This window comes from Pseudomonas sp. 18.1.10 (assembly GCF_024655625.1).
Lineage (GTDB): Bacteria > Pseudomonadota > Gammaproteobacteria > Pseudomonadales > Pseudomonadaceae > Aquipseudomonas.
Genome location: NZ_JANLGL010000430.1, coordinates 1 through 2,031, shown reverse-complemented (window position 1 = coordinate 2,031; position 2,031 = coordinate 1). Strand labels below are relative to the sequence as shown.

2 protein-coding genes are annotated in these 2,031 nt (G+C 60.0%); one reads left to right on the top strand and one right to left on the bottom strand.

Annotated elements, in window-relative coordinates:
* Window positions 1–97 precede the first annotated feature (97 nt).
* Complete coding sequence (locus NUV89_RS29470; RefSeq protein ID WP_058420006.1) at window positions 98–571, bottom strand: Lrp/AsnC family transcriptional regulator; 474 nt, start codon at window positions 569–571, stop codon at window positions 98–100.
* Between the two features lie 144 nt (window positions 572–715).
* Between NUV89_RS29470 and kynU the strand changes: the two genes are divergently transcribed.
* Window positions 716–1,966, top strand: coding sequence for a kynureninase (gene kynU, locus NUV89_RS29465; protein WP_257784087.1), 1,251 nt, complete (start codon window positions 716–718; stop codon window positions 1,964–1,966).
* Window positions 1,967–2,031 lie beyond the last annotated feature (65 nt).

Sequence of the window (2,031 nt, the reverse complement as noted above, 5' to 3'; positions counted from 1 at the left end):
GTTTCAGTCACTAGTTGCGTTGACTGACCCACCGCATTCGCGAGCAAGCCCGCTCCCACATAAGCCTGTTCCCACAGGGGAATTGTGGGGTTGCTGGTTATTTGCGGATCACCAGATCCAACACCTCATCCCGATCCTTGATCTTCTGCAACACAATCTCCGAACGGATATCCATCACCCCCGCCGTGCGGTTCAGGTGGTTCACGATAAAGTCGGAAAAGTGCTTGAGGTTGCGCGCCTGCACCCGCAGCACATAGTTGCTCGCGCCGGTGATTACATAGGCACTGGCCACTTCCGGCCAGCCTTGTACCTTCTTGATGAACGTCTCATGCCAATCCTCCACATCCTGGCGCAGGGACAGGTGCACGATGGCTTCCAACTCGATGCCCAACTGCTCGGCATTCAGCACGGCGCGGTAGCCACTGATAACACCTTCACTTTCCAGCAGGCGCAAACGGCGCAGGCAGGCGGACGGTGACAGCGCGACTTTCTCTGCCAGTTCCTGGTTGCTGATACGCCCATCCTGTTGCAGGAAATGCAGGAGGCGCAGGTCGGTGGCGTCGAGAATCATGGTTGGCATAAATCCGCGTGTTTGGAGGTTTAATTCGAATTTCCTACAGCTTAATTAGCTTGTTACCCACCACTTTGCACGAAAATTCTCTAAATCTTCGTTCATTATTTGGTCCATTCTCACTTATAAAAACCAGGACAGACCATGACCACCCGAAGCCACTGCCAAACCCTCGACGATCAAGACCCGCTGGCGCCGCTGCGCCAGCAGTTCGCGTTGCCGGAGGGGGTGATCTACCTCGACGGCAACTCCCTCGGCGCCCGCCCGGTGACGGCGCTGGCGCGGGCGCAACAGGTGATCGGCGAAGAGTGGGGGAATGGCTTGATCCGTAGCTGGAACAGCGCCGGCTGGGCAGACTTGTCCCAGCGCCTGGGCAATCGCCTGGCCCCGTTGATCGGCGCGCGCGATGGCGAAGTGGTGATTACCGATACCACCTCGATCAACCTGTTCAAGGTGCTCAGCGCCGCGTTGACGGTGCAGCGCGAGCGCCAACCGGCGCGCAAGGTGATCGTCAGCGAAGCGAGCAACTTTCCCACCGACCTGTACATCGCCGAAGGCCTGGCCGAGCTGCTGCAACAGGGTTATTCCCTGCGCCTGGTCAACAGCCCGGACGAGTTGCCGCAGGCTATCGACGCCGACGTGGCGGTGGTGATGCTCACCCACGTCAACTACAAGACCGGCTACATGTACGACATGCAGGCGCTCACCGCGCTGAGCCACGAATGCGGCGCGCTGAGTATCTGGGACCTGGCGCATTCGGCGGGCGCGGTGCCCATCGATCTGCACCAGGCCGCTGCCGATTACGCGATTGGTTGCACCTACAAATACCTCAATGGCGGCCCGGGCTCCCAGGCGTTTGTGTGGGTCAACCCGGCGCTGGTGGACCTGGTGCGCCAGCCGTTGTCGGGTTGGTTTGGGCACACGCGCCAGTTCGCCATGGAATCGACCTATGCGCCGAGTGCCGGGATTGCCCGTTACCTGTGCGGCACCCAGCCGATCACCTCGCTGGCCATGGTGGAATGCGGCCTGGAGATTTTTGCGCAGACCGACATGGCCCGCTTGCGCAGCAAATCCCTGGCGTTGACCGACTTGTTTATCGCGTTGGTCGAAGCGCGTTGTGCTGCCCACGGGCTGGTGCTGATTACCCCGCGTGAACACGCCAAGCGCGGCAGTCATGTGAGTTTTGAGCATCCCGAAGGGTATGCGGTGATCCAGGCGCTGATCGCCCGGGGCGTGATCGGTGACTACCGCGAGCCGCGCATCATGCGGTTTGGGTTTACGCCGTTGTACACCAGCTTCACCGAAGTATTCGATGCCGTGGAAATCCTCGGTGACATCCTCGATCAGCGCACCTGGGACCAACCACAATTCAAAGTCCGCAACAGCGTGACCTAAAAGCTACACCGATCAAACTGTGGGAGCTGGCTTGTGTGGGAGCGGGCTTGCTCGCGAAAGCGGTG